General features: G+C 67.0%; 22 protein-coding genes and 1 riboswitch. Of the genes, 17 read left to right on the forward strand and 5 right to left on the reverse strand.

Annotation, left to right across the window (positions count from 1 at the left end):
• Position 1 precedes the first annotated feature (1 nt).
• The 12 genes from L1280_RS08295 (at position 2) to L1280_RS08355 (ending at position 13,826) form a co-directional block, all read left to right on the forward strand.
• A complete protein-coding gene (locus L1280_RS08295; RefSeq protein WP_256488166.1) occupies positions 2–742 on the forward strand; it encodes a glycosyltransferase in 741 nt (246 codons plus the stop codon).
• The gene (locus L1280_RS08300; protein WP_253581634.1) at positions 739–1,782 is read left to right on the forward strand and encodes a polysaccharide biosynthesis protein; all 1,044 of its coding nucleotides are present in this window, start codon (positions 739–741) and stop codon (positions 1,780–1,782) included. The genes L1280_RS08295 and L1280_RS08300 overlap by 4 nt, the downstream gene beginning before the upstream one ends.
• On the forward strand, positions 1,779–2,885 hold the full coding sequence (locus L1280_RS08305; protein WP_253581635.1) for an NAD-dependent epimerase/dehydratase family protein: 1,107 nt from the start codon (positions 1,779–1,781) through the stop codon (positions 2,883–2,885). Before L1280_RS08300 ends, L1280_RS08305 begins: the two co-directional genes overlap by 4 nt.
• On the forward strand, positions 2,882–4,033 hold the full coding sequence (wecB, locus tag L1280_RS08310; protein WP_253581636.1) for a non-hydrolyzing UDP-N-acetylglucosamine 2-epimerase: 1,152 nt from the start codon (positions 2,882–2,884) through the stop codon (positions 4,031–4,033). The genes L1280_RS08305 and wecB overlap by 4 nt, the downstream gene beginning before the upstream one ends.
• Positions 4,034–4,036: 3 nt before the next feature.
• Positions 4,037–5,878: a sugar transferase gene (locus L1280_RS15745; protein ID WP_305881873.1), complete on the forward strand. Its 1,842-nt coding sequence runs from the start codon at positions 4,037–4,039 to the stop codon at positions 5,876–5,878.
• Entirely contained in the window at positions 5,871–6,644 is a 774-nt protein-coding gene (locus L1280_RS08325; RefSeq protein WP_253581638.1) for a GNAT family N-acetyltransferase, read from the forward strand. Before L1280_RS15745 ends, L1280_RS08325 begins: the two co-directional genes overlap by 8 nt.
• Positions 6,641–7,594, forward strand: a complete 954-nt coding sequence (locus L1280_RS08330) for a DegT/DnrJ/EryC1/StrS family aminotransferase (RefSeq protein ID WP_253581639.1) — start codon at positions 6,641–6,643, stop codon at positions 7,592–7,594. The genes L1280_RS08325 and L1280_RS08330 overlap by 4 nt, the downstream gene beginning before the upstream one ends.
• Positions 7,591–8,613, forward strand: coding sequence for a GNAT family N-acetyltransferase (locus L1280_RS08335; protein ID WP_253581640.1), 1,023 nt, complete (start codon positions 7,591–7,593; stop codon positions 8,611–8,613). The genes L1280_RS08330 and L1280_RS08335 overlap by 4 nt, the downstream gene beginning before the upstream one ends.
• 119 nt (positions 8,614–8,732) lie before the next feature.
• Positions 8,733–9,944, forward strand: a complete 1,212-nt coding sequence (locus L1280_RS08340; RefSeq protein WP_253581641.1) for a DegT/DnrJ/EryC1/StrS aminotransferase family protein — start codon at positions 8,733–8,735, stop codon at positions 9,942–9,944.
• A 6-nt stretch (positions 9,945–9,950) separates the two neighbouring features.
• Positions 9,951–11,774, forward strand: a complete 1,824-nt coding sequence (locus tag L1280_RS08345; RefSeq protein ID WP_253581642.1) for a nucleoside-diphosphate sugar epimerase/dehydratase — start codon at positions 9,951–9,953, stop codon at positions 11,772–11,774.
• Entirely contained in the window at positions 11,774–12,523 is a 750-nt protein-coding gene (locus L1280_RS08350) for a sugar nucleotide-binding protein (protein ID WP_253581643.1), read from the forward strand. Before L1280_RS08345 ends, L1280_RS08350 begins: the two co-directional genes overlap by 1 nt.
• Positions 12,524–12,533: 10 nt before the next feature.
• Positions 12,534–13,826, forward strand: coding sequence for an O-antigen polymerase (locus L1280_RS08355; protein WP_253581645.1), 1,293 nt, complete (start codon positions 12,534–12,536; stop codon positions 13,824–13,826).
• Positions 13,827–13,839: 13 nt separating this feature from the next.
• On the opposite strand, the gene L1280_RS08360 is transcribed toward L1280_RS08355, so the two are convergent.
• Both L1280_RS08360 and L1280_RS08365 read right to left on the reverse strand, forming a co-directional pair.
• Positions 13,840–14,673 carry a hypothetical protein gene (locus L1280_RS08360; RefSeq protein WP_253581646.1) on the reverse strand — a complete coding sequence of 278 codons (834 nt, stop codon included), beginning with the start codon at positions 14,671–14,673 and terminating at the stop codon, positions 13,840–13,842.
• A gap of 91 nt (positions 14,674–14,764) precedes the next feature.
• Positions 14,765–16,285 (reverse strand): O-antigen ligase family protein, encoded by a 1,521-nt coding sequence (locus tag L1280_RS08365; protein WP_253581647.1) that lies wholly within the window; start codon positions 16,283–16,285, stop codon positions 14,765–14,767.
• Between the two features lie 310 nt (positions 16,286–16,595).
• Between L1280_RS08365 and L1280_RS08370 the strand changes: the two genes are divergently transcribed.
• Together L1280_RS08370 and L1280_RS08375 are read left to right on the forward strand one after the other, a co-directional pair.
• Positions 16,596–18,644 (forward strand): WD40 repeat domain-containing protein, encoded by a 2,049-nt coding sequence (locus L1280_RS08370; protein ID WP_253581648.1) that lies wholly within the window; start codon positions 16,596–16,598, stop codon positions 18,642–18,644.
• Positions 18,641–20,374, forward strand: a complete 1,734-nt coding sequence (locus tag L1280_RS08375; protein WP_253581649.1) for a hypothetical protein — start codon at positions 18,641–18,643, stop codon at positions 20,372–20,374. Before L1280_RS08370 ends, L1280_RS08375 begins: the two co-directional genes overlap by 4 nt.
• A gap of 187 nt (positions 20,375–20,561) precedes the next feature.
• Here the strand turns inward: L1280_RS08375 and L1280_RS08380 are convergent, their stop codons facing one another.
• Genes L1280_RS08380 through L1280_RS08390 form a run of 3 tightly spaced genes read right to left on the reverse strand, consistent with a single transcriptional unit; the run spans position 20,562 to position 22,981 of the window.
• A complete protein-coding gene (locus L1280_RS08380) occupies positions 20,562–21,332 on the reverse strand; it encodes a MetQ/NlpA family ABC transporter substrate-binding protein (protein WP_253581650.1) in 771 nt (256 codons plus the stop codon).
• A 27-nt stretch (positions 21,333–21,359) separates the two neighbouring features.
• Positions 21,360–22,010: a methionine ABC transporter permease gene (locus tag L1280_RS08385; protein WP_253581848.1), complete on the reverse strand. Its 651-nt coding sequence runs from the start codon at positions 22,008–22,010 to the stop codon at positions 21,360–21,362.
• On the reverse strand, positions 22,010–22,981 hold the full coding sequence (locus tag L1280_RS08390) for a methionine ABC transporter ATP-binding protein (RefSeq protein WP_253581651.1): 972 nt from the start codon (positions 22,979–22,981) through the stop codon (positions 22,010–22,012). Before L1280_RS08390 ends, L1280_RS08385 begins: the two co-directional genes overlap by 1 nt.
• 106 nt (positions 22,982–23,087) lie before the next feature.
• A riboswitch (SAM riboswitch) is annotated at positions 23,088–23,215 on the reverse strand.
• Between the two features lie 226 nt (positions 23,216–23,441).
• Between L1280_RS08390 and L1280_RS08395 the strand changes: the two genes are divergently transcribed.
• The 3 genes from L1280_RS08395 (at position 23,442) to L1280_RS08405 (ending at position 26,819) form a co-directional block, all read left to right on the forward strand.
• Positions 23,442–24,410, forward strand: coding sequence for a LacI family DNA-binding transcriptional regulator (locus L1280_RS08395; protein WP_253581652.1), 969 nt, complete (start codon positions 23,442–23,444; stop codon positions 24,408–24,410).
• A complete protein-coding gene (locus L1280_RS08400) occupies positions 24,407–25,645 on the forward strand; it encodes an extracellular solute-binding protein (RefSeq protein ID WP_253581653.1) in 1,239 nt (412 codons plus the stop codon). The genes L1280_RS08395 and L1280_RS08400 overlap by 4 nt, the downstream gene beginning before the upstream one ends.
• Positions 25,646–25,721: 76 nt before the next feature.
• Complete coding sequence (locus L1280_RS08405; protein WP_253581654.1) at positions 25,722–26,819, forward strand: carbohydrate ABC transporter permease; 1,098 nt, start codon at positions 25,722–25,724, stop codon at positions 26,817–26,819.
• Positions 26,820–26,836 lie beyond the last annotated feature (17 nt).

Genomic DNA, 26,836 nt, shown 5'->3' on the forward strand with positions numbered 1-26,836 from the left:
TATGGCTACTTATAATGGGATGAAGTATCTTCCAGCGCAGATAACTTCCATCCTTAAGCAGTTAGCCTCTGATGACGAAGTGGTGATCCAAGACGATGGCTCGAGTGACGGAACTGTAGCTTACCTGATGAGTTTAGGTGACCCTCGAGTTTTAGTAGAGGTAAACCCTGGAAATAGGGGCGTCATCACGACATTTGAACGAGCCCTGAAGAGAGCGCGGGGAGAGATTGTTTTCCTCTCTGATCAGGATGATGTCTGGCTGCCAGGCAAAGTTGCACATGTTCTGGCGGAGTTCTCGCGCCCCGAGGTGATGGCCGTTGTGACGGATGCGGAGATCATTGACGCGAGCGAGAAGGTAGTTGTGCCCTCATACCATCAGGCCTACGGGGGCCGCGCTGGAGTGTGGAAGAATTTCTGGCGCAACTCCTATTTGGGGTGTTGCCTAGCCTTCCGCCGCGAGGTTTTACAGCCAGGCCTCGATATCCCAAAAAGTGTTCGGACCCACGACGGCTGGTTGGGGTTGGTCTCCAATATGGTCGGCGAAGTCGTGTTTCTTGACAAAATTCTATTGAAGTATCGCAGGCACGGGGGCAATGCCAGTCAGATGCACCGGTTCGGCTGGCCTGATGTGATCAAGCGCCGCCTAGCGCTGGCAGGGCACATGATTCGGGTTTATCCCAGCGTTCGCTTGACCCGTAAGCAGTTGCAGCGCCGTACCTTGGCTGGAGGGAAGCACTTATGACCGTTCTTGACAATCTCGCAGGCAAAACCGTCCTGATCACCGGCGGCACCGGGTCCTTCGGCAACGAACTGCTTCAGCTCATCAAGGATTCGGACGTGGCCGAGGTGCGCGTCTTCAGCCGTGACGAGCTCAAGCAGGAGCAGATGCGCGTCCGGATGAAGAACCCGAAGGTCAAGTTCCACATTGGGGACATCCGTGACCGCCAGAGCGTCGATCAGGCAATGGAGGGCGTCGATCTCGTCTTCCACGCGGCGGCCCTCAAGCAGGTGCCCTCGTGCGAGTTCTTCCCGATGCAGGCCGTCATGACCAATATCGTGGGGAGCCACAACATCGTCGAGTCGGCCATCGCCCACCGGGTCGGCTCGGTGGTGTGCCTCAGCACCGACAAGGCCGTGCAGCCGGTCAACGCGATGGGCATGAGCAAGGGCCTGATGGAAAAGGTCGCCACCGCCGCCGCCCGCCGCCTGGGGGACCACGACACCGTCATCTCCACCGTCCGCTACGGCAACGTGATGTACTCGCGCGGCTCCGTGATTCCCCTGTTCGTCGAGCAGATCAAGCAGGGGAGGCCCCTGACGGTTACCGACCCCAACATGACCCGCTTTCTGCTATCGCTGCGCAGCGCCATCGACCTGGTGCTGTTCGCCTTCGAGCACGCGAGGCAGGGCGATATCTTCGTGCGCAAGGCCCCCGCAAGCACGGTGGGTGACCTCGCACAGGCGGTGACCAACCTCTTCGGGTCGGACGTGCCCGTCGAGATTATCGGCACCCGGCACGCCGAGAAACTTTTCGAGACGCTGGCGACCTCGGGCGAGCTGGTAAACGCCGAGGACATGGGCGACTACCTGCGTATTCAGATGGACGACCGCGACCTCAACTACGCCAAGTATTTCACCGAAGGCGAGCCGGAAGAAGCCCTGATTGACGACTACACCTCGCACAATACCGAGCGGCTGACGGTGCCCCAGGTCGAGGAGCTGCTGCGTTCGCTCCCCGCTTTCGAGAAGGAACTGGCCGCCTTCCAGGGCGCGGCCCGATGAAGATCGGCATCACCGGAGCGCGGGGCCTGCTGGGGACCCACCTCCACGCTTACCTATACGGGCAGCCGGGCGTGGAAGTCGTGGCGGGAGGCCGGGAGGTCTTCGCCTCACCGCAGAGCCTGCGCGAGTTCGTACGGGGTTGCGGCGCGGTCGTCCACCTCGCGGGGATGAACCGGGGGGATGACGCTGAGGTCGCCGCGACCAACGTGCGCCTGTGCGAGGAGCTGGTCGCGGCGCTGGAGGCGGAAGGGGAGAGGCCGCACGTCCTCTTCTCGTCGTCCACCCATATCGAGCGGGACACGCCCTACGGGGCGTCCAAGCGGCAGGCGGCAGAGTTGCTGCGGACGTGGGCTCAGCGCTCGGGTGCCCACTTCGCCAACGTGATTCTGCCCGGCGTGTTCGGGGAGGGCGGCAAGCCCTTCTACAACTCCGTGGTGTCCACCTTCTGCTTCCAACTCGCGCGTGGAGAGACGCCGAGTGTGAATGCCGACGCGCCCGTTGAGCAGATTCACGCGCAGGAGGTGGCCCGGCGCCTGCACACCCTGATCGAAAATGGCGAGACGGGCGACGTGCGGGTGGGAGGTGAGCACCTGACTGTGGGCGAGCTGTTGGGCCGCCTCCAGTCCTTCCAGACCCTCTACGCGGCGCACATCATCCCCGACGTGCGCCGGGACTTCGACCGCGACCTCTTCAATACTTACCGCTCGTACCTGTACCCGGACCACTACCCGGTGCCGCTGACCCTGCACACTGACCCGCGCGGCAGCCTCTTCGAGGCGGTCAAGAGCCACAACGGCGGGCAGAGCTTCCTGTCCACCACCCACCCCGGCATTACGCGCGGCAACCACTACCACACCCGCAAGATCGAGCGCTTTCTGGTGACGGGCGGCGAGGCAGAGATTGGGCTCCGGCACGTCACGGGCGGCCCGGTCCAAACCTTTCGGGTGAGTGGCGACACTCCCGCTTATGTGGACATCCCCACCCTGCACACCCACAACATCACGAATGTCGGTCCTGGCATCCTGACGACCCTATTCTGGACGCACGAGCTGTTTGATCCCGAGAACCCTGACACCTACCCCGAACCCGTGGAGACCGCATGACCCCTGACCCGACCCGCCGCCTTAAGGTGATGACCGTGGTGGGTACCCGTCCGGAGATCATCCGGCTTTCGCGGGTGCTCGCGCGGCTGGACGAGTACACCGATCACGTCCTCGTCCACACCGGGCAGAACTACGACTACGAACTCAATGGCGTCTTCTTCCGCGACCTCGGCGTGCGGCAGCCTGACCACTTTCTGGAAGCGGCGGGCGGCACGGCGGCCGAGACCATCGGACAGATCCTGATCCGGATGGACCCGGTGTTGCAGCAGGAGCAGCCCGACGCCCTCCTGATCTTGGGCGACACCAACAGTTGCCTCGCGGCGATCAACGCCAAACGGCGAAAGGTTCCGATCTTCCACATGGAGGCGGGCAACCGCTGCTTCGACCAGCGGGTGCCGGAGGAGACCAACCGCAAGATCGTCGACCACACCAGCGACATCAACCTGACCTACTCCTCCATCGCCCGCGAGTACCTGCTGCGCGAGGGCCTCGACCCCGCCCGCGTGATCAAGACGGGCAGCCCGATGTTCGAGGTACTGACCCACTACCGGCCGCAGATAGACAGCTCGGACGTGCTCTCAAGGCTGGGCCTGACGGCGGGCGAGTATTTCGTGGTGAGCGCGCACCGTGAGGAGAACATTGACTCGGACCGCAACCTGGCCGGGCTGGTGGAGTCGCTGAACCGGGTCGCCGAGCGCTACGGCCAGCGGGTGATCGTCTCTACCCACCCGCGCACCCAGAAGCGCATTGACGCGACCGGGGCACAGTTTCACCCGCTGGTGGAACTGCTAAAGCCCCTGGGCTTCCACGACTACAACCACCTGCAACTGCACGCCCGCGCGGTGCTGTCGGACTCCGGCACCATCAGCGAGGAGTCGAGCATCCTGAACTTCCCGGCGCTGAACATCCGCGAGGCGCACGAACGCCCCGAGGCGATGGAGGAAGCCAGCGTGATGATGGTGGGCCTCTCGCCCGAGCGCATCATGCAGGGCCTGCGCGTGCTAGAGGGCCAGCCGCGCGGCGACGAGCGTTTGCTGCGCCCGGTAGCCGACTACTCGATGCCCAACGTGTCGGACAAGGTGCTGCGAATCATCCTGAGCTACACGGACTATGTAAACCGGGTGGTGTGGCGCAAGGACGTGCGTTAAGACATGCGAATCCTGATGATTACCCAGTGGTTCGACCCCGAACCCACCTTCAAGGGCCTGCTCTTCGCCCGCGAGTTGCAACGCTTGGGGCACGAGGTCGAGGTGCTGACCGGGTTTCCCAACTACCCCGGCGGTAAGGTCTATCCCGGTTACCGCATCCGCCCCTGGCAGCGCGAGGTGGTAGGCGGTGTGCCTGTGCTGCGGGTGCCGCTCTACCCCAGCCACGACGGCTCAGGGGTGAAACGGGCCGCCAACTACCTGTCCTACGCGGCCTCGGCCACTGTTGGTGCCCTGCTGCTGCGCCGCCCGGACGTAGCGTACGTATACCACCCCCCGGCCACAGCGGCGCTGCCCGGCATGATCCTGCGCGCGCTGAAGGGCGTGCCCTTCGTGTATGACATTCAGGACCTGTGGCCCGACACCCTGGCTGCGACCGGCATGATGGAAAATGCGGCGGTGCTGCGTGGTGTGGGCAGCTTCATGGACAGGGTTCACCGCCGGGCCGCGCAAATTGCCGTTCTGTCGCCTGGCTTCCGCGAGAGGCTGATCGAGCGCGGCGTCCCCGAGCACAAGGTCAGCGTGATTCCCAACTGGACGAACGAGGACAAGACCGACCTCACCCTGCCGCCCCCAGAGCGTGCCCGCGAGCTGGGCTTTGCGGGCAGGTTCAACGTGGTGTTCGCGGGCAATATGGGCCGGGCGCAGGCGCTGGACACGGTGCTCAACGCGGCCGAGGAGCTGCACGGCGAGGCGGCCCGCTTCGTGATGATCGGTGGCGGGGTTGAGGAGGAGCGGCTGCGCGAAAGCGCCCGCGAGCGGGGCCTGAGCAATGTGGACTTTCTGCCACGCCGACCGCCCAGCGAGATCGGGGAGATTCTGGCGCTGGCCGACGCGTTGCTGATTCACCTCAAGGACGATCCGCTATTCGCCATCACCATCCCCGGCAAGACCCAGGCCAACCTGCGGGCGGGAAAGCCCCTGCTGATGGGCGTACGCGGTGACGCGGCGAAGCTGGTGCAGGAAGCCGGGGCCGGGCTGACCTTCCCCCCGCAGGACGCGGCGGCGTTGGCGGCTGCAGTGCGCGAGCTGATGGCGCTCTCCCCGGAGGAGCGGCGGCGCATGGGTGAACGTGGTGCGCGGTACTACGAGGAGCACTTGGCCCTGCGGGTGGGCGCCGCACATTTCGCCGAGTTGCTGGCGGCAGCGGCACGCGGGGGCAGTGCCTATAACCCGGTGAAGCGGGTGCTGGATGTGGCCGTCTCAGCCCTGGCCCTGGCTACTCTGGGCCTTCCCATGCTCGCACTCGCCGCATTGGTGCGCTCACGCCTGGGCAGTCCGGTGCTGTTCCAGCAGGTGCGCCCCGGGCGGTATGGTGACACCTTCAAGATGTACAAGTTCCGCACCATGACCGACGAGCGCGGTCCAGACGGCGAACTGCTGCCTGACGCGCGGCGCCTGACCCCGTTTGGAGCCTGGATGCGCTCGACCAGCTTGGACGAACTGCCCGAGCTGTTGAATGTTCTCAGGGGCGACATGAGTCTGGTGGGACCTCGGCCTTTGCTGACGCGATACACCCCCTTTTTTACGGAAGAAGAGCGTCAACGCTTGAACGTGCGACCAGGCATCACCGGATGGGCACAAGTCAACGGCCGGAATACAGCTTCCTGGGACGACCGACTGGCGATGGACGTTTGGTACATACAGAACATGAGCCTGGCACTCGACCTGAAGATTCTCTGGTTGACAGTGAAAAAGGTATTCCAGCGCAGTGGGGTGGTCGTAGACGCCGAGTCGATCATGCAGAATCTCGACGACGAACGTCGGAACAAGTTGGCTTATGGTTGACCTCACCATCGCGCCCCTCGAACCCGCCGACGCCCCTGCTGCTCAGCGGTTGGTGCTTGAGAGCTTCGCCCCCCGCCTCCACCCCTACATGACCGCGACCCAGCACGGCTCTGAGGCATTTTTGGCGGCCTACCTGCAAGCAGCGGCGCTGCATCCCGACCGTAGTTATCTGGGCGCCAAGTCCCAGGACGCCGAGTTGCTGGGGTACGCCGAGTTTCGGCAACTGAACCCCCACACGGGGTTTCTCTCGTATATCTGTGTCTCACCAGAGGCACGTGGACAGAGGCTGGCTCAACGGCTTATAGAGGACTACCTGGCCGAAACCCCTCATATCAGGGAAATGCAGCTCGACGTGTTTGCGGACAACCTACCAGCGCTCACGTTGTACGGACGGATGGGCTTTGAGGAAGTCTCGCGGACGACTTGGTGGAGACGCATCCTCCCTTCCCCTCCGGCGGACGAAGTGCAAATGCTGAACTGGCCCCAGGCTCTGGCTGCCTTCGAGCTCTACGGCTTTTGCGAGTTGCAACTGCGCTTCGCTGGGCGCGAGCTGCGGCTGGGGCGAATGGGCGAGAGCGTTTTACGTTGCCCGAACTCCGCAGAGTTTGCCGACGACGGCCTGTTGGCCGCGATGCGAGCAGGGTTTCCTACTCTTCAGGAGGCGCTGCTGATTGGACCCGCCACCCCACTTCCGCCACACCCGGAGGCCGAGGCGTTCAACCAATCTCTACGATTACGGTGGCAGCGTGCCCAGGAGAACCGATGACCCACATCACCAAGACCGCTACCAACCCGCAGACGCGCCATCTGCCCACTCTGTTTTACCGCTCGGCCCGTGAGGGAATGCAGGATTTCCTGGCCCAGCCTGCCGTCTTGCCGGACGCGGAGGCCGGAGTGCTGCTGCCCGCCTTCATCGGCTGGTCCCCGCGTGAGGGCAGTGGGGTCTATGACCCGGTGCAGGGCTTGAGCCTCCGCGCAGGATTCTACGATCTCAATCCTGACCTGACGGTCGACTTGGGCAAGCTGGAGGCCGAGTTGCAACGCGGCTACCGGGTGCTGGTGCTGATCCATTACTACGGACGCACCGAGCCCCAGTTGGAAGCCGTGCGCGATCTGGCCGACCGTCACGGCGCCCTGCTGGTCGAGGACCTGGCGCACGGCTTTTACTCGGCGCAACTTGGCGGGGTGGCCGGGTCGCGGGGCGACATCAACCTGTACTCGCTGCACAAGATGTTCCCCACGCCGGGTGCGCAGGGCGGCATGATCGCGTACCGCAACGCCCAGTTACTTGCCGGACAGCAGGAAACGGCTCCCGAACTGGCCCGCCTGATCCTGAATTACGACTGGGCAGCGATTGGACTGGCGCGGCGCCGCCACGCACAGGCCGTGCTGCAGGCTCTGCGTCAGTTGCCTGAGTGTGGCCATGAGTTCGAGTTGCTGTGGCCTGAGCTGGCGCCGGGGGACGTGCCGCAGACCCTGCCTGTCCGTATCCGCACAGGCAACCGCGACCACATTTACCACGCCATGAACGCCGACGGCTACGGCATGGTGAGCCTGTACCACACCCTGATCGAGCTTGTGCGGGAAGACTTCACCGAGATGGTGGCCTTGTCGAAATCCGTGATTAACTTCCCAGTTCATCAGGACCTCGACCCAGCACACATTCCCGGCATGATGCAGTCGTTTCAATCGGCTCTGAGAACGGCACAGGAATGAAACTCCTGACCCCCGCCCACCGCGCCGAGTGGCTGGCCGCCTGGGACCAGGCCGGGCGCGAGCCGTTCGCGCATCCCGACTACGTAGCACTGTTCGCGGAGCAGGGCGAAGCCGGAGCGCTCTGTGGCCACGGCGGGTTGTTGCCGCTGGTGTTGCGACCCCTGCCGGGCGAGTCCGGCTGGCGGGATGCCACGTCGCCCTACGGCTACGGCGGTCCCTACGGTGATCCGGACGAGAACTTCTACCCGGCGGTGCTGGAGTGGATGCGGCGCGAGCGGGTCCTGACCCTCTTCGTGCGGGCCGCGCTGGAGCGGCGGCCGCCGGAACTGGACCTGTCCGGCTACGTGCAGGTGCAATTGCGCGACAACGTGGTGGTGGACGTGACCCGCCCCCCCGAGGAGCAGTGGCGGCATTTCGAGCACAAGGTCCGCAAGAACGTGAACAAGGCCGAGCGGGCTGGGCTGACCGCGCGGGTACTGCCGGAGTTTCCCGACCTGCCGGGCTTCGTCGAGGTGTACCTGGGGACCATGCAGCGGCGCGGGGCACAGGAGTGGTACCACTTCGGCCCCGACTTCTTCTCCGCCATTGCCGAAGGGATGCCGGGGAGCTTCGTGCTGGCAGAGGTGCGCGGGCCTGGGGGGGAACTGGCCTCGGTGGAACTGGTGCTCCAGAGCGAGCGCTTCCTGTATTCCTATCTGGGCGGCACCCGCCAGGAGTTCTTCGCCTACGCGCCCAACGACTTACTCAAACACGCGGTGATCGAGTATGGGCGGACGGCGGGCAAGGTCGGCTACGTCCTAGGCGGCGGCTACACACCGGACGACGGCATCTTCCGGTACAAGCGGGCCTTTGACCGGAACGGGGTACGGCCTTACTTCGGCGTGCAGCTCACCGCTGATCCAAGGGTCTATCAGACCCTGGCCGCCGCCCGCCGCGCCGAAGTGGGCGAGCTGGCCCCCGACTTCTTCCCCGCCTACCGCGCCCCAGCTCTGGTCGCCTCTGTTCCGGTCGAGTCCTGAACGCCCCAGACCGCCCAAAAGTGAAGCGTTCGTCAGAAGTTAAGTTCGCCGATGAGGAATACTGAGAACATTGTGCGGCCCTCCTGTGGGGAGGCCCTTTCCGCTCCCCGGAGACGACCATGACGAACACACTGAACCAGCCCGCCCCTCCCGCCCCGGCCCCCACCTTTCCTGGCTGGCCTGTCTTCGAGCCCGATGAGGTTCAGGCGGTTGCCGAGGTCTTGCAGTCCGGCAAGGTGAACTACTGGACGGGCATGGTGGCCCGCGAGTTCGAGCGCGAGTACGCCGAGTACTTGGGCGTGAAGCATGCCATCGCCCTGCACAACGGCACGCTGGCGCTGGAGTTGGCCCTCTACGCGTTCGGGATCGGGGACGGCGCCGAGGTGATCACGACCAGTCGCACCTTCATCGCCTCAGCGAGCGCAGCCGTGATGCGCGGGTGCGTGCCCGTGGTCGCGGAGGTGGACCCCGAGTCCGGCAACATGACTGCCGAGACCATCCGCCCACTGATCACCCCGAGGACCCGCGCCATCATCGCCGTGCACCTCGCCGGGTGGCCCTGCGACATGGACCCCATCATGGAGCTGGCCCGCGAGCACGACCTCGTGGTGATCGAGGACTGCGCCCAGGCGCACGGTGCGTTTTACAAGGGGCGCCCGGTGGGCAGCATCGGGCACGCCGGGGCCTTTTCCTTCTGCCAGGACAAGATCATGACGACGGGAGGCGAGGGCGGCCTCCTGGCGCTGAACGACACCGAGGTCTGGCGCCGGGCCTGGGCCTTCAAGGACCACGGCAAGAGCTACGAGGCCGTCTACGAGCGTGAGCATCCGCCCGGCTTCCGCTGGCTGCACGAGTCCTTCGGCACCAACTGGCGGATGTTAGAAGTTCAAGCCGCCATCGGACGCTTGCAGCTTCGCAAGTTGCCGGACTGGATCGAGCGGCGCCGGACCAACGCCGCTGTGTTGAACGAGCGCTTCGCCCACCACCGGGCGCTGCGGCTGACCCTGCCGGAAGAGGACATCTTCCACGCCTACTACAAGTACTACGTCTACGTCCGCCCGGAGGAACTGCGGGGCGGCTGGGACCGTGACCGGCTGATGACCGAGATCGTCGCCCGTGGGGTGCCCTGCTTCAGCGGGTCGTGCTCGGAAATCTATCTGGAAAAGGCCTTTCAGGACGCTGGGTACGGCCCGGAGGAGCGCCTCCCGGTTGCCCGCGAACTCGGGGAGACCTCGCTGATGTTCCTAGTGCACCCGACCCTCTCGCCGGATGATATGAGTCGGATGGCGGACGTGGTCGATGACGTGCTGGCCCAGGCCACACGCGGCTAAGTGGCCATGTCTCCCGCAACCAGCAAGTTCCTGATCGACCTCGCCCTGTGGGGTGTGGCGGGGCTCCTCGCCTACGCCTTTCGCAAGCCGGACCTCTTGGACTTCGGAATTCCCCTGAATGTCTGGGGGTATCTGCTGCTCAGCGTGCTGGTGATGGGGGGGCTGGAGGTCTATTACAGCCTGCACCGGCAGGCCTGGCGGCGGGTGGGGGTGCTGGACCTGCAACGGCTGGGCCGGGCCGTCGCGCTGGCGACCCTGGTGATGTTCGCGCTGGGGTTCATCCTGCAGGGGTGGCTCCAGTTGCCCCGCAGCGTGCCGGTCCTGGCGGGGGTACTGGGCCTCCTGCTGCTGGGCGGCGTGCGGGTGCTCGCCCGGATCGCCGACGAGCGGGTTCGGCTCCAGGCCGCGCCGCAGCGGCAGCGGGTACTGATTGTAGGGGCCGGGGAGGCTGGAACATTGATCGCCCGCGAGATGCAGCGGCACCCCGAAGCCGGGCTTGAACCCATCGGCTTTCTGGACGACGAGCCGGGCAAGGTGCGGACGCGGGTGGTGGGCCTCCCAGTCTTCGGCCCGGTGGCCGAGTTGCCTGCCGTGGCAGCCCGCGAGGGTGCACAGGAGATCCTGATCGCGGTTCCGTCCGCCGACGGGCAGTTCGTGCGCCGTGTCGTGGATCTCGCCCGTGATGCGGGAGTCCGCTACCGGATCATTCCCGGCGTCTTCGAGATTCTCAGCGGGAACGTCGGCATCAGCCAGATCCGCGACGTGAACCTCGAAGACCTACTGCGGCGGCCCCCCGTCGAGCTCAACACCGCCGAGATCGCCGGGTACCTGCGGGGCCGCGTCGTGCTGGTAACGGGGGCGGGCGGCAGCATCGGCTCGGAGATCGTGCGGCAGATCGCGCCTTTCGGGCCGTCCACCGTGCTGCTGTTCGGGCGCGGGGAGAACAGCATCTTCTCCATCCAGCAGGACCTGATGCGCCACTGGCCGGAGATCAAGCAAGTGGGCCTGATCGGGGACGTACGGGACGCGGCGCGGCTGCGAGCGGTCTTTGAGCGCTACCGCCCGGAGGTCGTCTTCCACGCCGCCGCCCACAAGCATGTCCCGCTGATGGAGGAGGCCCCCTCCGAGGCCATCCTGAACAACGTCATCGGGACGCAAAATGTCGTGGAACTCAGCCTGGAGTACGGTGTGGAGCGGCTGGTGAACATCTCCACCGACAAGGCCGTCAACCCGACCAGCGTGATGGGGGCGTCCAAGCGCGTGGCGGAGATGGTGGTCTCGGCCGGGGCGGCGCGGGCGCGGCCGTCGCAGGCCTTCGTCTCGGTGCGCTTCGGCAACGTGCTGGGCAGCCGGGGCAGCGTGGTGCCGACCTTCATGGCGCAGATCCGCGCGGGCGGTCCCATCACCGTGACCCACCCGGAGATGGTGCGCTACTTCATGACCATTCCCGAGGCGGCGCGGCTGGTGCTCCAGGCGGGCGGACTGGCCGAGAATGGCAAGGTGTACGTGCTGAATATGGGAGATCCCGTCAAGATCGCCGACCTCGCCCGCGACGTGATTCGCCTCAGTGGTGCCCGCGACGTGGACGTGGTCTACAGTGGCATCCGGCCGGGCGAGAAACTCTATGAGGAACTGCTGACCCCCAGCGAAGGGGCGGACGCCACCACCCACCGCGAAATCTTCAGCGCCCGGCTGGCCCGTGTGGACGACGGGGAACTGGCCGGACCTCTGCGGGACCTTCGGCAATCCGCCCAGCGCAACGACGAGGCAGGCATCCGCACTCTGTTGGCGAGGCTGATTCCCGAGAACAAGTTCGGGAGCGTGCGCTGATGCCCCCGCGCATCCTGCTCACGGGTGGGGGAGGGCGCCTGGGGAGTGAACTGCGGGCGCTGATCCCCTCTCTGGACGCTCCGTCACGGCAGGCCCTCGACATCACGAGTCCCGGGAGCGTGCAGGCGTACGTCGAGCGGACCCGTCCCGCATTGATCGTGCATGCCGCCGCCTATACGGACGTGGCGGGGGCCGAGCGACAGCGTGAAGCCTGCTGGCGGGTCAACGTCGAGGGCACGCGGCAGATCGCGGCGGCGGCCACGGCGACCGGCGCACGTCTCATGCACATCTCGACGGATTACGTCTTTAGTGGCGACACGGGTGACTACCGCGAGACGGATGTGCCCGGCCCCCTCGTGAACTACTACGCCCTGACCAAGCTGGTAGCCGAGGAGTCGGCCCGGCTGGCCGAGCGATTCCTGATCGTCCGGACGAGTTTCCGCCCACGCGAATTCCAGTACCCGGTGGCCTTCGAAGACGTCTACACCAGCCAGGACTACGTGGACATCATCGCCCCGATGATCGCCGAGGTGATCGGGCACGCCGACCAGATTCCCGACGAAGTGCTGCACGTCGTCACCGAGCGCAAGAGCGTCTATGACCTCGCCCGCCGCCGCAAGCCGGATGTTCGGCCTGGACGACGCGCCGAGGCGAGCGTGGTCCTCCCGGCGGACGTGTCGCTGAATACCGAACGGTGGCAGGCGCTCAGGGCGAGTTGGGAGCGGCCAAGCCCGCCTTCGAGGGCCTAGACTGTCCTCTATGTACCTCGCCACCTTCCTTGCTCTGGGGGTCTGGTCCCTGGGAGCTTGGTTTATCGTCCGTGACCTGCGGCATCCAGCCGTGTTGTATGGGCTTGTTTGGACGGCAATGTTGGGGCTTCTGGCCCTCCCGATCATGGATTACCCCAGGGTCTCTGTGCTTACCCTGGTATGTGTTTTGTTGAGCGCGGGTGTATTTACGGTTGCGAGTGTGGTTGGTGGCCTCCTCCATTTTTATCCACCCTCCCAGCGCACAACGCGCGAGGCGGCTGCACGCCACATTCCCTCCATCCTTCTTTTGAGCTCAGTCACACTTGCTGGAGTGGCTTCCAGTCTGTATTACTACGAGTCCCGCTTTGGTCTGTCTGTTCTCCTTTCCAATCCATCCTATGTGCGTTTTAGTGACCGAGGCGGCACAGGATTGTACGGTATATTATTGTTGTTGCCTTCCCTGGGAACGATCGCTCTGGCACTGCGCTGGATGTTGACGCGGGAGCGGACATGGGTGACGGCTATCGTGTTGCTAACTGCTTTCGCTTATTTTTCCATCCTGCCAGAACGTAGCACGATCATTGCCACGGCGCTCTGGATTGCAGGAATGTGGCTGATCCAAGATATGAAGTTTCAATTTCGTAGTCGACGTTATCTTGTGGCGGGGAGCGCACTTATAGCAGTACTGATAGCATTTTTCGTTTTGGTCAGTGAGCGTACGGGCAAGGTAGATAGTATTAGTAGTTTTCGCTATGCTATTAGGGCGGATATATCAGACATGTGGGTGGACCCGTACGTTTATCTTACAGGGAGCATACCAGCACTCTCTACACTGGTTGCCGATTCCAGCTTACCAATAGTGGAGGTGCTTCCCCAGCGCACGGTCTATCCCGCCATACGTATAGCCCAGATTGTAGCTGCTCCTGTTGACGGAAGCCGACTCAGCGAGGCGGAAGAACCTGCGTTCATCCCTTTCTACTTCAACACGTTTACATGGCTCAGTGCTCCCCTGAAAGATTTTGGTCTATTGGGTTCGCAAATCTATGTGTTGATCGTAGGGCTGATTTGTGGTGCATTCTACCGGGCAGCTCGCAGTACGCGCTTACCAGTCTGGGTATATCTGTATGGTGGCGTGTTTGCCGGTACAGTGCTCTCGATCATGACCAATCGATACAGCTCCCTATATTGGTGGGTGGCTGCAGCATTCGCGTGCATTGTGCTTGTTCGTCCAGGCTACCGACTTGTCCACCAGTTCAGATCTATCAAGACACAACCCATTTTCAAAGAAGGTATTAACGATTGAAGAGGTCGTAAGTTTAGTCCTCTATCGGTATAGGTCTGAGTTTCAATTGTCGTATATTTAGATTGCGATCAAATCTTAGTACTGCATATGGATTACCAACGGCAATCTCAATAGGGTGTGCTGTAACAGCGAACTTAATTCGCTCAAATCCTTCCCCTGTACGCGCATTCTGGATTACTTCACCATTTTGCCGGAAGACAACAAGGGGATACTCACCTCCCGCAGCTTGCCCCTTGAGGGCAATGCTGAGTTGACCAGCACCACATGGGACTAGGGTCACGGGTGGAGAGCGACGTAGAACCGTACCCGAACGACTGAATTTGTCCCAGCCCGCAGCACTTTCCGGAGGAACCACCACGTCCGTGATCTGGTTACACTTGCTCCCCAGCAGATAGGGTTGCGCGAAGGTAGCGAGCCGAACATCAGCCAAGAAGAGGTCGTTGACGAAAGTCAGTGTCAAAACTCCCGCGTCAGGCACCGAAACCTCGGCGGTGCGGCGTTTGCCGAAGGACTCGGACGCGATGACCTTTCCATTCAGGGCGATGTCGAGCCGCGGCTGCTCCCCTGCTCCTGCTTCGCCGTCTGCCGTGATGACCAGTGTACCCGGTCCACATAAGTCCGCCTGGAGCCAGGACAGCCCCGTCATGCGGTAGCCTTCGCCCTCACGCACCAGTCCCCCGGAGTCCTGCTGGCCGCTGGGCCTGAACTGCGGCGATGGCTGGCAGGGTCTGGACTTAAGCCCCAGGCGGGGAACCACGGGTTCAGTCACCGTCGCGCTCATCAGGGTGGCCACTGCCGTCGCCGCTGGCACCAGGGTCCAGAGGAAACCACGTGCCCAGTGATTCATGGGGCCACTGTAGCCTGACGGTGGGCCTCACCGCGGGGGCCTGAAAACGTGCAGGGGCCTGAAAACGTGTGACGGCCGGGAAAGCAGCAAGTCATTGGGACACTTCCCATCGGCGCCGACCCAGGGGCAGCGAGCTTTCGCTCGAACGTTCTGGATAAATAAGCAATTCGACTTGCTGGCGGTCCGCTGGAAATAAGGTCTTCTCAAAGATCAGCACCGGCGAGGTCCCCTCACGGATTTCGAAAGGCTGAGTCTGAAGCGAGAGGCAGGAGTCCAGACACCCGCGCCATACGGCCCGGTAGCGCCCAGGAGCACCTTCAAGTTGCGCGAGTGCCCGGTAGGGCTGGGCGGCTTGGGCAGTCGGGGGGGCGTTGAGGAAAGTCAGCTCAAGCTCCTGCGGGGACGCCGGGGAGCGGAGAAACGAGAGCATAGGCAAGGAGAGGACGGTCAGCAGGCCGGTCGCGGTCAGGCCAATCCCGGCGCCCGTGAACTGGAGGTGCATCAGCAGCGCTCCCGCCGTGATCCAGAACACCTCCGCGAAAAAAGGACTGGGAACCAGCAGCGTATTGTCGTTGAGCGTGGCGATCAGCAGCCCCGAGAGGACGGCCAGCCCCAGAGCAGACCTCGCCTGGATGGCGGCCAACACCACGGCGCCCAGCAGCACGAACAACCCCAGCAGCCCGAGCGGCCCCGTCTCGGCAAGCTGCTGCATGGTCACGTTGTGCGCGATCAGCCAGGGATTGCCCAGACTCTCCACCCAGGCCGGGCACTCCGGCGCTGATCCGGCCGGGGAGACGAACAGTTCGCAGCTTCCGCCGGGGGGCGTGAGTCGGGCGCCCAGCCGGTAGCTACCGACGCCGCTCCACGGTTCACTCTGAATGACACTGAGCACGTCGTACCAGAGCACGTCTCGCCCCGTCGTGTCGGCGCTGCTCAGCCTTATCACCGCCGAGAGGTCCAGTTGCCGCCCCAGGAAGATGCCCCCGGCGAGGAGGGCTGCCCCGGCCAGTACCCCCGCCAGCACCCGCGAGCCCCGGCGCACGATGAAACCGGCCCCCACACCCACCAGCATGGCCGCCAGCGCCCCGCGACTGCCGGAGAGCAGCAGGACGGCCGTCGCCAGCAGGCCCAGCGGGACGCGCCAGAGCAGCTTGCCCGTGCAAAAGAGGGCAATCCAGACCCCGAACGCCCCCGCCACCCCCAGCGTGATCGGTGTCATGTAGGGGTGGCTGAGCCGCTGAATGATCAGGTCGGCCCCCCCCAATCCCGTGAAGATCAGGGCGGTGAGGAAGACGAGGGCCAGCCCCCAGCCCATCATCCGCAGCCGCCCACTGTCCCCCAGGGCGACGCCGACGCCGATCAGCCCCAGCATGAGCAGGGTGCGGGCCAGGGCGAGGAGGCTGGCCAGCACCGGTTCCGGAGCGAACAGGGCCGGAAGTTGCTGGCTCAGGGCGTAGAAGCCCAGCAGCCACCACACCGGCCGGGGCAGGCGCCGAAGCTGCGGCAGGGCCAGCAGCGCCAGGGGCGAGAGCACATAGGCAGCGGGGAGAACCGCGAGCCAGGGCGGAATCCAGCGGGGCGGCGGCGGGTTCGCCTGGGTGGGCACGGACACGCAGAGACTATAGGGGAGGCAGAGTCGAGGGGAGGAACTTATGGGTGACGTGCGACGGAGCGCCCCCCGAAGATTGGATAGCCTGGCCAGCGCCACATCGGGTCACCCAGGAGTTGGACGGCAATCCTTTTGCTTCGGAACCCAGAGGATCACCCGCGTCTCCAGGCTGATAGTGCCTATAGGCCGTGCAACGTGGCGCCCTGGACAGAGCTTCGTGCTCACTTCGCCCAGTGTGGTTCCTACCCAGTTCCTGAGCCAGGGGAGCTGCTCCCCATCACCCACCCGTCAGCCCTGTGCCTTAGCCTGGGCCATGCACCGAACTTCCCGGTGGCTGTGGGCGCTGCTGCTCACGGCGACCCCCCTGGCGGCCGCGCAGGTGGTTTCCCTCAAGTTGGTCGACACCTGGACCTTCGGCGGCCACGTGGGCGAGGTGACCTGGGGCACGCTGACGCCGGACGGCAAGCAGGTCTACACCCAGAGCGGGCCGCAACTCCTCACCTGGGACGCGGCGAGCGGGCGGCTGCTCAGTAGCCGTGAACCTGCCCCCGGCGAGCGCCTGAGCGTTCCGGCGGGCGACTGGCCAAGTGTCGCTGCTCCCGAAAGCCTGCGGACGCTGGTGCAGGTCGGCGAGGGCGACAAGGCGCGGCTGAAGGTGCTGGAACTGGCGAGCGGCACCTTCAGTGGCGATTTCGGTCCGCTGCCGGTCGTCTTCCGCGAGCAGTGGACGCCGGGGCAGCGGGCAGTGGCCTTTGTCAGCCACCAGGCACCCTACGTCTATTTCTGGCAGGAGGGGCAGGCCCACGCGCTGACCCTCAGTGGCGAGACTGCCCGGCACGGGGGCGACCTGCAAGCCACCTTCGCGCCGGACACCCGGACCCTGTACGTGCTGGGTCAGCAGCTCACCGCGTATGACATGACCGCCGACCCCCCACGCCCGCTCTGGTCGTTGACCGGGCCGGAGGTGGCGGGCCGCGACGGGGAGTCGCTGTCCGGGTGGGTGGCGCCCTTCGCCTCGCCCGTCCTGAGCCACAACCCGGCCCGTCCCCAAGTGCTGCTCTCCTCGGCGCAGGGGCTGATGCTGCTGAACACGCAGGGGGATCCCGCGCCGCTGTGGCTGGACCCCCGCTTTGGGGAGGTGCCGGGCATCCTGACCGTCGCCTGGAGCCGGGACGGTGACCGGGCCTTTCTCGGCGCGGCGGGTTACCTGCACGAGATCGACACCGCGACGGGCCGCACGCTGGGCATTGTGGACGGTCGGCGCCTGCTGGCCCAGACGCCGCAGAGGCTGTGGACGGCGCATTTCGACCGGGTGGCCGAGTTCGACCGGGTGACCGGGCTGGACGACGGCGTGGTGTCCGAGGCCCCCGCGTGGAACGCGCCGCTGGCCGTGGACGAAACGGGCGCCCCGGTCGCCGCGCTCGTCAAGGCCGGGCCAGGGCTGGCGGTGCGGCACTGGGCGGCTGGGCAGGAGACGGTGACGCCGCTGAGCGACCATTTCACGCGGGCCGCGGCCTCATCGCCCGACGGTGGGCGCGTCGCCAGCGTCGGCAGCGCCAACGTGCAGATGCTGGACCGCGCCTCACGCCGCCTGCTGTGGCAGGTCGCCGCGCGAGACGCCCACGCGCTGGCTTTTTCGCCGGACGGCCGCCTCCTCGCGCTGGGCGAGGGCGGACAGACCCGGCTGCTGGACGTGGCGACGGGAGCGGTCCGGGCCACCTTCAAGACCTCTTCCGAGACGTGGAAGGTGGGCGCACGCGGACTGAACCGTGCCCTGGCCTTCAGCCCGGAGGGCAGGCGGCTGCTGGTCGGCTATGAGGCGGGCGGGGCCGCCGTGTGGAACGTGGCGACGGGCGAGCCAGAGTGGTCGGCGCGGGCCGTGCCCTCGGGCAAGGGCTGGGTGCTGAGCGCGGCTTTCAGCCCGGAGGGGAAGCGCGTGGCGCTCGGGACGGGGGGCGGCGCGGTGCATATCTTTTCGCTGCCGGACACCCAGGTGGCCGCGACCTATACCCTCCCCGGCGCAGTGCGGGCGCTGGCCTTCGGGCCGGACGGCTCCCTCGCGGCGGGCAGCCTGACCGGGGAGGTGCGGCGCTGGGACGCGGGAAGGGGAGGAGCGGAGATGCTGGGCCAGAAGTTGGCGAGCGGCGTCACAGCGCTGGCCTTTTCCTCCGGTGGGACACTGGTCGCGGGGACGGCCGGAGGCGACCTCCTGGCACTCGAACCAGGGCAGCCGCCGCAACCCCTCGCCAGGGCGGGCGGGCTGGTGCAGTCGCTGAGCTGGAACGCGGCGCGGGCTGAGCTGCTGAGCAGCGAGCGGGACAACGCGGTGCGCTTTTACCGCGCCGAAGGGAGCGAGAAATGAGGCGCCTCGGCCTGCTGGCCGCCGCCCTGCTGAGTTTCGCGGGCGCCCAGACCCTCGCGCCCCAGCCCTCGCGCGCGCTGAGCTTTCCGGCCGGGCGCGACGTGCAGCCCGTAGCGTTCAGCGAGGACGGGGACCGACTGCTGACCCGCGACGAGGCGGGCCTGACCCTCTGGCAGGTTTCGCCGCTGCGCCCCGTGTGGCGGCAGAAGGTCGCCCCGAGGTGGTGGCCCCTCGACGTTCGCTGGGAGGGCCACCGCCTCACCCTGCTGGGAATGAACGGGCAGGCGTTGCGGCTGGCGGCCGACACCGGAAAACCCCTGGGAGAAGGGACGGAGCCCCTGGACGCGGCGGTGCGCTCGGCGCTGCGGGTCGGGGACGCGCCGGGGCTGGTCTTCACCCCGCAGGGCCTCTGGAAGAAGAGCACTGCGAACATCCCCTTCGAGGTTGGCGGGGGGGACCTCGTGGGCTTCTACGCCCGGCGCGGCGACTGGCTGGCGACGAAGCCGCAGGGGTTCGGGCCGGTGAACGTGCGTCTGGACGGCAAGGCGCTCAACCTGGGAACCGTATACCCGGCGCTGGGCTTCGAGACGACTCCCCGGCAGGGCGAGATGCTCTCGTTCAGCCCCGACGGGCGCTGGCTGGCCTGGAGCGCGGCGCGGCGGGTCACCCTCTGGGCACTGCCGGGCGGCGAAAAGCGGGTGGTGCTCCGGCCTGACCCCTACACCGAGACCCTGAACAACCTGCAAGTGACCTGGGCACCGGGCGGCGGCGAGGTGCTGCTCAACTCCGACCGGACGCTGTGGCGCTACCGCGTTCCAAAGGGGGCAGAGACGGCCTTCACCCTCCAAGACACCACCCCCGCCCCCAGGGACGCCCTGATCCGGGTGGTGTCGGCGCGGGGGGCGATAGCGAGCGGCGTGGCGAACGCGCTGCTCCTCAGCCGCCCCGGCGAGAGCATGCCGCAGACGGTCGGCCCCGTGCCGCAACGGGTCTTTTTCAGCGAGAACGGGGACGTGACGCTGGCGCTCTCGGGCACGACCCTGTGGGTCTATGGCCCGGACAACGCCGACCCGCTGGCCCTGCGCCTCCCCGACTTTGCCGAGGGCGAGCGGCTCACGCTGGCGGGAGACACGCTGACCGTCTCTGGACGCGACCTGAGCTGGACCCCCGGCACCGAGCCGGAGCTCACGCCGAGCGTGTGGCAGGCCCGGCTGGGCGGCCTGACGGCGGGGCAGACCGTCCCGCTGAGGCTGGTGGCCACCGACCCCCGGCCCGGTTGCGAGGGGGGACAGTGGCTCACGCCCGTGCTGACGCGGGTGCGGCTGTGTCAGGGCGAAGGTAAGCTGTCCGGCTGGCAGGGCGAGCGGCGGCTCTGGACACTGGACCTTCCGGCGGGCCGCAGCGTGACCCTGACCCCCGACGGGGAGTGGTTCGCCCTGGCGACCGAAGGTGGAGAGGTGCGCCTGTACCGGGCCGCAACCGGGCAGGCGGCGGGCACCCTCACCTTCCCCAAACCCACACAGGGGGGCTTTTTTCCCTCCGCCCTGCGGGTGGATGCGGCGGGACGCTGGGTCGGCGTCCAGAGTTGGAATGGGTGGCGGCTGGGCGACGCGGGGACGGGCCGGGTCCGCAGCGCCCCCGCGCTGACCGGGGCGAAGGACGTGGCCTTCGTGGGCGACCGGCTGGCGGTCGTCGGGGCGGACACGGTGGAGTGGTGGGACGTGCGGTGAAGCCGCTGGGGCCAGGAAAGGCCGTTGTGTCCTGGCCTCCCTGTCCGAGGCTGCCGCCCGCCAGCCCGGTCCCCGCCCCTCACCGGCTGGGTGGGGTGTCCGGCCAGAACTCCCGCGAAGCAGCAAGTACGAGACCCGAAGGAATTGCCCTCGGGTCTGGTGGGGTGAGTGGCGCGGAGGCCCGTCCTCAGAACGCCGGAACGACCGCCCCGCCGTACTTCTTCAGAATGAAGGCCTTGACCTCGGGGCTCTGGAGCGCCCGCGCCAGCTTGAGGTAGTCGGGGTTTTTCAGGGTCGCGGGCTTGGCGACGAGCAGGTTCGCGTAGGGGCTGCGGCGGTCTTCGAGGATCAGCGCGTCTTTCAGGGGGTTGAGGCCCGCTTCCAGCGCGTAGTTCGTGTTGATGATGGCCGCGTCCACGTCCGCCAGGGCGCGGGGAAGCTGCGCGGCTTCCAGTTCGCGGAAGCGCAGGCGCCCAACGTTGGCCGTGATGTCGCGCACGGTGGCCTGCACGCCCACGCCGGGCTTGAGGCGAATCAGCCCCGCCCGCTCCAGCAGCTTCAAGGCCCGCCCGCTGTTGCTGGGGTCGTTGGGCAGGGCGATGGTCGCCCCCGAGCGCACCTCGCGCAGCGACCGCACCCGGCGGCTGTACAGGCCGATGGGCTCCACGTGCACCTTCGCCCCCGCGACCAGCCCCAGCGGGCGGTTTTTCTGGAACTCCTGCAGGTAGGGGAGGTGCTGGAAGAAGTTCACGTCGATGCTGCCGTCCGCCAGCGCGAGGTTGGGCTGCACGTAGTCGGTGAACTCACGGATCACCAGGTTCACGCCCTGCTTGGCGAGGGTCGGCTTGACGAACTCCAGCAGTTCGGCGTGCGGGACGGGCGTGGCGCCGACGCGCAGGGTCCCGGCAGAGGCGAGGGGGGTCAGGGCCAGGGCGGACAGGATCAGGATTTTGTTCATGGGAAACTCCAGGAAGTGGGAGAAAAATTAGCGGTGATCGGCGCGGCGTGTGGCGCGGTCGCCCAGCCACTGCACGCCCTGCACCAGCACGAGCAGCAGCAGCACGGTGGCGACCATCACGTCCGTCTCGAAGCGCTGGTACCCGTAACGGATGGCGAGGTCCCCCAGGCCGCCCCCGCCGATCGCCCCGGCCATCGCGCTGTAGCCGATCAGGCTGACCAGGGTCACCGTGAAGCCGTGAATCAGGGCGGGCCGGGCTTCTGGGAGCAGCACCTTGCCGACGATCTGTCCGGTCGTGGCGCCCACCACGCGGGCGGCCTCGAGGACGCCGGGGGGCACGTCGCGCAGCGCTCCCTCGACCAGCCGGGCCACGAAGGGAATCGCGGCCACCGTCAGCGGCACGATCGCCGCCGTGCTGCCGATGCTGGTGCCCGTGACCAGCCGGGTGAGGGGAATCAGCAGCACCAGCAGGATGATGAAGGGCAGGCTGCGGCCCACGTTGATGGCGGCGTCCAGCACCCGGAACAGGGCAGGATGCGGGCGCAGGCCGCCGGGCCGGGTGAGGGTCAGGGCCACCCCCAGCGCTGTGCCGAGCAGTTGCGCGATCAGCGCACTCGGCAGCACCATCCACAGCGTTTCCAAGGTGGCCTGCCACAGCAGGGGCGCGAGGCTGTCCATCACGCCCTCGCCCCCAGCGGGAAGGAGACCTCACGGGGCCAGAGTGCCGGGTCGGGCGCCGTCTCCGGCAGGGCCAGCCAGGCGTCCACCCCCTGCGGGTGCGGCTCGGCCTGCACCAGCCGCGCCCCCAGGGCGGCCAGCCGCTCCAGCGTGTCCGCGCCCAGGTCGGGGAGGGTGACCCGGCGCAGCGTTTCGCCCGGCGAGAGCGGCACCTGCGGGCGGTGCGCGTCCAGCAGGGCGCGGGTGACCGGGTGGGCGGGCCGGGCCAGCACCTCCCGCGTCTCGCCGCTCTCCACCAGCCGCCCCGCGTCCAGCACGGCGACGTGCGTGCAGGCGGCCCGCACGACCTCCAGTTGGTGGGTCACCACGACCAGCGTGAGGTCGCGGTGGCGCTGCACCTCGGTGAGCAGGGCGAGGATGCCCGCGCTCGTCTCCGGGTCGAGCGCACTCGTGGCCTCGTCGGCCAGCAGGAGGTCGGGGTCCAGCACGAGCGCCCGGGCGATCCCGACCCGCTGCTTTTGCCCGCCGGAGAGCTGCGCGGGATAGCGGCCCGCGAGGTCCGCCAGCCCCACCTGCGCCAGCAGGTCCCGCGCCCGCGCCTCCCGGACCCCGCGCGGCACCCCCGCGAGTTCGAGCGGCAGGGTCACGTTCCCCAGGGCCGTGCGCTGCGCGAGCAGGTTGAAGTGCTGAAAGACGACCCCGATGCGGGCCTGCTGTGAGCGCCGCTGCGCGGGTGCGAGCTGCGAGAGGTCCTGCCCCTGCACCAGCAGGCGGCCCGCGTCGGGCGTCTCCAGCCCGCCTATCAGGCGGACCAGCGTGCTCTTGCCCGCGCCGCTGCGGCCGATGATGCCGACCCGGCGGCCGCGCGGCACCGCCAGCGTGAGGTCCTGAAGGGCCGGGCTGCTCTGGCCCGGATAGGTTTTGCCCACGCCCTCAAACAGCAGGGCGGGCAGGGGAGATGAAACGGACAAACGAACAATCCTCCGTCTGGAAAGGCCGGAGGGGAACAACAAGCGCACGTCCCCTCCCGAGGCTGAGAACGGAGAAGGGGACGCGACGGTGTCGAGCTTGACCCTTCCCTTATCGGTCCCGACGCGGATGAACCATCGTTGGCGCGTGCGGGCTGGTCAGCACCGATGCCGTGATGAGGGCCGGTTGCTGCGGCGGTCTTGGGGCCAGATCCCTCGCGCCGCTCTGGATAAGAGTGGCCCTCTGCGGGCCGTTCAGGAGGCTAGCGCACGGCCCAGACTCCGGGGGGCCAGTTGTCTGGACGGGCACGGCTGAGCCCGCCCCTTGACACCGCTCCCGGAAAAGGGACAATGGCCTTGTAACCGCTTACAATCTGCCCCACCCGGACGGCCTGCCCCGCGTCGCCCGGCTTGTAACCGGTTACAGCCCCCAGGAGCGCTGCCGACCATGAATCCTGTGCCCATGACCCGACCCACCATCGACGACATCGCCCGGGCTGCTGGCGTCAGCAAGGGCACGGTGAGCCGCGTGATCAACGGGCACGCCACGGTGGCCGCCCCGACCCGGCAGCGGGTGCAGGAGGTCATGGCGAACATGGGCTACGTGCCCGACCCGGCCGCCCGGCACCTGAGCTGGCGCACGGGGCGCACGCTGGGCCTCTCCTTTGCCCCGGACGACCCGCTGCTCAGTCCCTACCACGTGCTGTTCCGCCAGGCCCTGGAGGAGCACACCGCCTCGCACGGCGTGCAGCTCGTGAACCTGCGGGCGGACCTGACCCGCCTGGCGCGGCTGCCGGGCGCGGTGCTCGTGATGCACGCGGCGGAGGGCGATCCCCGCCTGAAGCTGCTGCGGGAGCGTGGGGTCCCGGCGGTGCTGATCGGGCACCAGCCCGGCTTCTTCTGGGTCGCGCCCGACGACGAGGGCGGGGCGGCGCTGGCGACCGAGCAACTGGTGCGGGCGGGGCACCGCGACCTCGTGTACCTCGGCGCGGGAGGCAGCCAGGTCGCCCAGGACCGCGAGCGCGGCTTCCTTCGGGCGGCGGGGGCGGCGGGCGCCCGCACCCAGGTGATCGGGGCGGACTTCACCGTGCTGGGCGGCTACCGGGCGACCCGCCGCGCCTGGGAAGGGGGCCTGCGCTGGACCGGCCTGTTTGCCCAGAGTGACGAGAGCGCGGCCGGGGCCATCGCCGCGCTGGACGACCTGGGAGTGCGGGTGCCGGGGGACGTGTCGGTCGTGGGGTTCGACGGCCTGCCCGAGTTGCCCCTGCCCGTGCGCCTCACGACCGTCGCGCAGGACATCAGCCGCATCGCCCGCACCGCGCTCTCGCTGATGCAGGAGGCCACCTCGGGGCGCCCCCCCCGTGGCGAAGTCGTTCCCGTTCACCTCGTCCCCGGCGCGACGGTCGCGCCCCCCCCCGGAGGAACCCCATGAACCGAGCCCTCTGCCTGACCCTCGGCCTCGCCCTCCTCGCCCCGTCCGCCGCCGCGCAGGACGCGACCCGCACGATCAAGATCAACGGCTATGGCGGCACCGATCAGGCGCTCGTCAACGACCTGATCAACCGCTTCGTGCGGCCCGTGATGGCCCGCGAGGGGGTCACAGTCACCTACCAGCCGCTTCAGGGCGACTACAACCAGCAGCTCAGCACCCTGCTCGCCGCCGGGACCGCTGGGGACGTGATGTACCTCCCCGCCGAGACGCTCGACGGCTTCGTGGCGACGCGCAAGATCCTGCCGCTGAACGGGGTCGTGACCACCAGCCCCTTTATCCGCAGCCTCAACACGGCCTTTACCCGTGGGGGGCGGCTCTACGCCATCGCCAAGGACTTCAACACCCTCACGATGGTGTACAACCGCGACCTGTTCGACGAGGCGAAGGTCGCCTACCCCACCAACAACGAGACCTGGACCAGCCTGGCGACCAAGCTACGGCAGGTCAAGCAGCGGCTGGGAGGCGACTACTACGGGACCTGCCTGCAGCCCAACTTTGACCGCTTCGGGGCCTTTGCCTACGCGACCGGCTGGCAACAGTTCGGGAGCAACGGCCGCACCAACCTGGCCGACCCGCGCTTCGCGGAAGCCTTTACCTGGTACACCGGGCTGGCGCGGGACAAGGTGGGCGTGACCCCCAGCGAACTCTCGGCGGGCTGGGGCGGCGACTGCCTGAAGTCCGGCAAGGTCGCGGTCGTCTTCGAGGGCGGGTGGATCGTGAACTTCCTGCGCGACAACGCCCCCAACCTGCGCTACGGCACCGCGCTGATGCCCAAGAACAACAAGACCGGCCAGCGTGGCAACTTCCTGTACACCGTGGGCTGGGCGATCAACGCCGGGACCAAGAACCGCGCCGCCGCCGTCAAGGTTCTCAACCTACTGACGAGCGCCCAGGCCCAGCAGTACGTGCTGGAGCAGGGCCTGGCGATTCCCAGCCGCTCCTCGCTGACGAACAACGCCTACTTCAAGAAGACCGACCCCGGTGCCCAGAACGCCCGCCTCGTCTTCGCCGGGGCCGACGACGGCAACGTCCGCGCCTTTACCTTCGGGCCGCAGGGACCCGACTGGGCCAAGCCCATCAACGAGGCCCTCGCCGCCGTCCTGAGCGGCCAGCGCAGCGCCGCCGACGCGCTGAAAAAGGCGCAGGCGGACATGACCACCTTCCAGCGCCGCTAGAGGCTCCCGGGGGGGCCGGGGAACTCCGTACAGGGGCGCCCGGCTTCCCCCGAATGCCCCGGAAGGAGGCGTGCCCATGTTTCGACGAGGCCAAGTCACGGCGACCGCCTACCTCTTTCTCGCGCCCTTCCTGATCACGAGCGCGGTCTTTTTCTTCTACGCCTTCGGGCGGGCGATCTACTACTCCTTTACCGACTTCAACCTGTTCAACACGCCGCAAGTGATCGGGCCGCAGCCCTACGCGCAGGTGCTGGCCGACCCGTCTTTCCGGCGGGCGCTCGCCAACAGCCTGATCTTCGCGCTGGTCACCACAACGCTCCAGACGGTCTTCGCCCTCTTGATGTCGGTCGCGCTGAACAACCGGCTGCGCGGCATGGCCTTTTTCCGCGCGGCGTGGTATATGCCGTCCATCACCAGCAGCGTGGTGATCACCCTGATCTTCCTGTGGCTCTTTCAGCGCCGGGGGGTCGCCAACTACCTGATCACGCAGGCGCAGGCCTACGCCCCGCTGATCGTGACCTTCCTGATCGGGCTGGTGGTCGCGCAGGTGGTGCAGGTGTGGCTGGAACGCCGCGCCGGTCACCCCGCCGGGTGGTTCGACCCCGCGCTGGCCGCCGTGAGTGCGCTGGGGGCCGGGGTGGTCACGGCGGCGCTGGTGTTCCTGGGGGTGGTCTGGGGGCGGGAGGTGCCGCCCTTCGACTACCAGTACTTCGCGGACAAGTGGGTCACGCTGGGCGGCGTGCGGGTCCTGAGCATCCCCTTGCTGGTGGTGGTCATCCAGAACACCTTCACCACGGTGCCCACGCTGATGCTGTTTTTCCTGGCGGGACTCCAGAACATTCCCGGGGCGCTGTACGAGGCCGCCGACATCGACGGGGCCACGCCCTGGCAGAAGCTGGTCAACGTGACGGTGCCCAACCTGCGGCCGGTGACCTTTTACGTGGTGACGGTGGGCCTCATCGGCACCATGCAGATGTTCGACCAGGTGGCGGTGATCGGGGCCGCCGCGCCGCGCGACACGCTGATCACGCTGGCCTACTACGTGTACACCAACACCTTCCAGGCGGGCGCGGCCCCGGTGAACATGGCGGCGGCGGCGGCGATCATCCTCGCGCTGATCATCCTGGCGATGGTCTTCGTGCAGCGGCGCTTCTTCCCCTCGGAGGTGCGCTGATGGACTCCGCGCCCATT

Origin of the sequence: Deinococcus sp. HSC-46F16, assembly GCF_024171495.1 — a bacterium.
Lineage (GTDB): Bacteria > Deinococcota > Deinococci > Deinococcales > Deinococcaceae > Deinococcus.

Bases quoted from the DNA above. Each gene is read 5' to 3' on its own strand.
- L1280_RS08295 (WP_256488166.1), top strand. From the start codon at position 2: ATGGCTACTTATAATGGGATGAAGTATCTTCCAGCGCAGATAACTTCC.
- L1280_RS08300 (WP_253581634.1), top strand. From the start codon at position 739: ATGACCGTTCTTGACAATCTCGCAGGCAAAACCGTCCTGATCACCGGC.
- L1280_RS08305 (WP_253581635.1), top strand. From the start codon at position 1,779: ATGAAGATCGGCATCACCGGAGCGCGGGGCCTGCTGGGGACCCACCTC.
- wecB (WP_253581636.1), top strand. From the start codon at position 2,882: ATGACCCCTGACCCGACCCGCCGCCTTAAGGTGATGACCGTGGTGGGT.
- L1280_RS15745 (WP_305881873.1), top strand. From the start codon at position 4,037: ATGCGAATCCTGATGATTACCCAGTGGTTCGACCCCGAACCCACCTTC.
- L1280_RS08325 (WP_253581638.1), top strand. From the start codon at position 5,871: ATGGTTGACCTCACCATCGCGCCCCTCGAACCCGCCGACGCCCCTGCT.
- L1280_RS08330 (WP_253581639.1), top strand. From the start codon at position 6,641: ATGACCCACATCACCAAGACCGCTACCAACCCGCAGACGCGCCATCTG.
- L1280_RS08335 (WP_253581640.1), top strand. From the start codon at position 7,591: ATGAAACTCCTGACCCCCGCCCACCGCGCCGAGTGGCTGGCCGCCTGG.
- L1280_RS08340 (WP_253581641.1), top strand. From the start codon at position 8,733: ATGACGAACACACTGAACCAGCCCGCCCCTCCCGCCCCGGCCCCCACC.
- L1280_RS08345 (WP_253581642.1), top strand. From the start codon at position 9,951: ATGTCTCCCGCAACCAGCAAGTTCCTGATCGACCTCGCCCTGTGGGGT.
- L1280_RS08350 (WP_253581643.1), top strand. From the start codon at position 11,774: ATGCCCCCGCGCATCCTGCTCACGGGTGGGGGAGGGCGCCTGGGGAGT.
- L1280_RS08355 (WP_253581645.1), top strand. From the start codon at position 12,534: ATGTACCTCGCCACCTTCCTTGCTCTGGGGGTCTGGTCCCTGGGAGCT.
- L1280_RS08360 (WP_253581646.1), bottom strand. From the start codon at position 14,673: ATGAATCACTGGGCACGTGGTTTCCTCTGGACCCTGGTGCCAGCGGCG.
- L1280_RS08370 (WP_253581648.1), top strand. From the start codon at position 16,596: ATGCACCGAACTTCCCGGTGGCTGTGGGCGCTGCTGCTCACGGCGACC.
- L1280_RS08375 (WP_253581649.1), top strand. From the start codon at position 18,641: ATGAGGCGCCTCGGCCTGCTGGCCGCCGCCCTGCTGAGTTTCGCGGGC.
- L1280_RS08380 (WP_253581650.1), bottom strand. From the start codon at position 21,332: ATGAACAAAATCCTGATCCTGTCCGCCCTGGCCCTGACCCCCCTCGCC.
- L1280_RS08385 (WP_253581848.1), bottom strand. From the start codon at position 22,010: ATGGACAGCCTCGCGCCCCTGCTGTGGCAGGCCACCTTGGAAACGCTG.
- L1280_RS08395 (WP_253581652.1), top strand. From the start codon at position 23,442: ATGACCCGACCCACCATCGACGACATCGCCCGGGCTGCTGGCGTCAGC.
- L1280_RS08400 (WP_253581653.1), top strand. From the start codon at position 24,407: ATGAACCGAGCCCTCTGCCTGACCCTCGGCCTCGCCCTCCTCGCCCCG.
- L1280_RS08405 (WP_253581654.1), top strand. From the start codon at position 25,722: ATGTTTCGACGAGGCCAAGTCACGGCGACCGCCTACCTCTTTCTCGCG.